The 3,285-nt window shown below is 46.5% G+C and carries 5 protein-coding genes; 1 reads left to right on the top strand and 4 read right to left on the bottom strand.

Annotation, left to right across the window (positions count from 1 at the left end; translation table 11 throughout):
• The coding region (locus tag RRF55_RS26930) for a transposase (RefSeq protein ID WP_404880969.1) at positions 1-79 on the bottom strand (79 nt) is incomplete at its 3' end.
• Between the two features lie 678 nt (positions 80-757).
• Between RRF55_RS26930 and RRF55_RS26925 the strand changes: the two genes are divergently transcribed.
• The gene (locus RRF55_RS26925) at positions 758-1,726 is read left to right on the top strand and encodes an IS5-like element IS903B family transposase (RefSeq protein WP_077255666.1); all 969 of its coding nucleotides are present in this window, start codon (positions 758-760) and stop codon (positions 1,724-1,726) included.
• Positions 1,727-1,812: 86 nt separating this feature from the next.
• Here the strand turns inward: RRF55_RS26925 and RRF55_RS26920 are convergent, their stop codons facing one another.
• The 3 genes from RRF55_RS26920 to RRF55_RS26910 all read right to left on the bottom strand — a co-directional run.
• Positions 1,813-2,271: a type II toxin-antitoxin system YafO family toxin gene (locus RRF55_RS26920; RefSeq protein WP_032414405.1), complete on the bottom strand. Its 459-nt coding sequence runs from the start codon at positions 2,269-2,271 to the stop codon at positions 1,813-1,815.
• Positions 2,272-2,279: 8 nt separating this feature from the next.
• The gene (locus tag RRF55_RS26915; protein ID WP_023287162.1) at positions 2,280-2,816 is read right to left on the bottom strand and encodes a hypothetical protein; all 537 of its coding nucleotides are present in this window, start codon (positions 2,814-2,816) and stop codon (positions 2,280-2,282) included.
• Positions 2,817-2,926: 110 nt separating this feature from the next.
• On the bottom strand, positions 2,927-3,285 hold a 359-nt coding region (locus RRF55_RS26910), incomplete at its 5' end, for a hypothetical protein (protein WP_116288532.1).

Genomic DNA, 3,285 nt, shown 5'->3' with positions numbered 1-3,285 from the left:
CTTCCTCCACCCGAGTGCCGGTTTCGGCCTGTTTCAGCGCAAATGCTATCTGTTCCTCGGTATAGCGGGTCTTTTTCATGGCGATTTGCCTCTCCGTGAGATGGAAGAAAGACCGGAGACTTCAGTTTAGCCTGGCACTGTTTTCAGGGAGGAGATCAGATCTTTGGTAAAGGTGGCTGTTCCAATGTTCTTTACCCTACCTGTGACCATTAATCGGCAAGTTCTGAAGTGATTAGTAGCCCTGAATTCGTTGTCCTGGAAACGCCTGTAAACCTCTTCAGGAGTATGTATCCGATTAACAACGTTGACCATTTCCGGTTCTGCTGGTTTTAGAGGTACTTGAGTTAACATCTGGAGTTTCTGTGTCATGGTTCGGAGGTGATGTAAGGACACCATGAACAACAAGCACTGCAAACGCTAATGACAGAGAAATTGTAACTATTTTGGTCAAATGTTTGTGAGTTTTTTGCATCTTACTTTTCCATCATTTCGAGGGTTATGATCTGATCATTTATGCGATAAACCTGTAATTGGTCCTGAGGGGATTTCACCGTTTTTCGAATTTCTCTTACGATATCTTTTGTCAGAATATCGCTAGCTTCCATGTACAAAACTCTGCGTTCATCAAGACTGGTACCGTTATCGGTAAGCCAGGATTCCGGTATTTCCGTTTTGTGGATTAGGGCCATGTATTTGACGATAAATTCATAGGTGAGGGTAAAGGGGGCTTTGTTGAATAAATCGAACTTTTGCTGAGTTGAAGGATCAGATCACGCATCTTCCCGACAACGCAGACCGTTCCGTGGCAAAGCAAAAGTTCAAAATCACCAACTGGCCCACCTACAATAAAGCCCTCATCAACCGTGGCTCCATAACTTTCTGGCTGGATGATGAAGCTATTCAGGCCTGGTATGAGTCGGCAACGCCTTCATCACGGGGAAGACCTCAGCGCTATTCTGATCTCGCCATCACCACCGTTCTGGTGATTAAACGCGTATTCCGGCTGACCCTGCGGGCTGCACAGGGTTTTATTGATTCCATTTTTACACTGATGAATGTTCCGTTGCGCTGCCCGGATTACACCAGTGTCAGCAGGCGCGCAAAGTCGGTTAATGTCAGTTTCAAAACGTCCACCCGGGGTGAAATCGCGCATCTGGTGATTGATTCCACCGGGCTGAAGGTCTTTGGTGAAGGCGAATGGAAAGTCAAAAAACACGGCAAAGAACGCCGTCGTATATGGCGAAAGTTGCATCTGGCAGTTGACAGCAACACACATGAAATCATCTGTGCAGACCTGTCGCTGAACAATGTGACGGACTCAGAAGCCTTCCCGGGTCTTATCCGGCAGACTCACAGAAAAATCAGGGCAGCATCGGCAGACGGCGCTTACGACACCCGGCTATGTCACGATGAACTGCGGCGTAAGAAAATCAGCGCGCTTATCCCTCCCCGAAAAGGTGCGGGTTACTGGCCCGGTGAATATGCAGACCGTAACCGTGCAGTGGCTAATCAGCGAATGACCGGGAGTAATGCGCGGTGGAAATGGACAACAGATTACAACCGTCGCTCGATAGCGGAAACGGCGATGTACCGGGTAAAACAGCTGTTCGGGGGTTCACTGACGCTGCGTGACTACGATGGTCAGGTTGCGGAGGCTATGGCCCTGGTACGAGCGCTGAACAAAATGACGAAAGCAGGTATGCCTGAAAGCGTGCGTATTGCCTGAAAACACAACCCGCTACGGGGGAGACTTACCCGAAATCTGATTTATTCAACAAAGCCGAAGGAATGGTGAAGGTATCTCACTGATAATTAGAAGATATCTTCACGGAACTCTTTTGCTACTGCGGCCAATTCTCTCATTTGTCGATAGTCTTGGCCTTCCGCATGTGCCCAAGGGTGGAAAACCGCAAGAAGGCTATATTGGTTTTCATCAAGTATGTTTTGGACATACACCAGGCAGGTATCAGAAGTTCTATGCCATTGCACAGTGGCTTGGTCTGGTTTACGAGCGTGCTTACCCTTTGGGGTAATAGGCGGCTCAAACTTATTCATACCGAGTTCTAGGTGTATATGCCACATGTGCGCATCTTTCACCTCATCGGGTCGATCATATAGAGTATCTCGGCCGAAATAATGAGGGAGTTTGCCAGTCGCCTTGTAGATAACAAAGTCATCTAGCAAACTCTGTTCGAGGCTAGGGAATTTTGTAAAAACCGGGGCAAAGAAACGGTCGTAAGTTTTTGGGTTGTAAGTTACAGAAATATGCAAGTTACACCTCAATGAATCATAACAGAGGTGCCATGATCGGCCAGTTGGCGCAGTCCATCCATGCTTATGTTACTGACATACGACTCCGGCTCTTTAGTCATCTGGTGAATGAGATGGTTCAGGTTAGATGCTGCAGAACGCGCTTTTGCTACGGTAAGTAGTGTAAGGCGCATGGCTTCTCGTTGCTCAGCACTGACTTCGCGATAAACATTTTTTACCAAGCCCTCAAGTCCACGCAACTGCAGTTCGCAAAGACTCACGGTTTCAGGTTGAAGCTCAGATATCACCTTATGGATATGATCGTAACCAGCCTTAGAAAGCATCCAGTAGGCTTTTTCTAAAGTTTCTCTCAAACCATCAATGGTTTGAATTGCGTCTGACACTTTTTGCTCAGGTTGCAACGTGCTGTTTCTTAAAATAGAAACATATCGGCCACCTGATGCACCACTATCCGCCGGCATTTGGTTAGGGCAACAAAAAGCTGTTGTCTGCTGCATCAGCAAACCAACGGCTGCGGCTACTTTCATTGAATCTAAAAAAGCCATTTTTTGTTTCCTAGTTGCTACTATCATGCTCATAGCGACATTGTAGTTCAATTTCTTGTCGATTTATAGAGTAATCGACAATCATGGAGAGTAACCAAAAACGCTCTCGCCTACCACTTCGGAAAACCAAGCTCGTCATTTTCGACGAGAAGAGGGGCTACACGGTAGCGGTGTCCTTTTAGAGAAGATCGCTTTTTCGGAATTTCGTAAAATTCAGTGGCTGTATCAAACAGATAAAGCGCTTCGACTGGATTTGCGAAACACCAACGGTAACGGAACGGTGTAATTTCTTCGATATCCATGCACACAGACGTGGTGTAGGCTAGGGGAAGTATCCCGATCCAGCTTCCGTCATCGATTTTTCGAACTTTAATAAATCCTTGTCCAAAAAGAAAATTTTCAACTTCACTGGGATTTGTTGAATAAATCGAACTTTTGCTGAGTTGAAGGATCAGATCACGCATCTTCC

The organism is Klebsiella sp. K47 (assembly GCF_051858335.1).
Taxonomy (GTDB): domain Bacteria; phylum Pseudomonadota; class Gammaproteobacteria; order Enterobacterales; family Enterobacteriaceae; genus Klebsiella; species Klebsiella pneumoniae.
This window is presented reverse-complemented; position numbering and strand designations above follow the sequence as displayed.

Coding starts and splice junctions, on each gene's coding strand:
- RRF55_RS26915 (WP_023287162.1), bottom strand. CDS start 2,816: ATGGCTTTTTTAGATTCAATGAAAGTAGCCGCAGCCGTTGGTTTGCTG.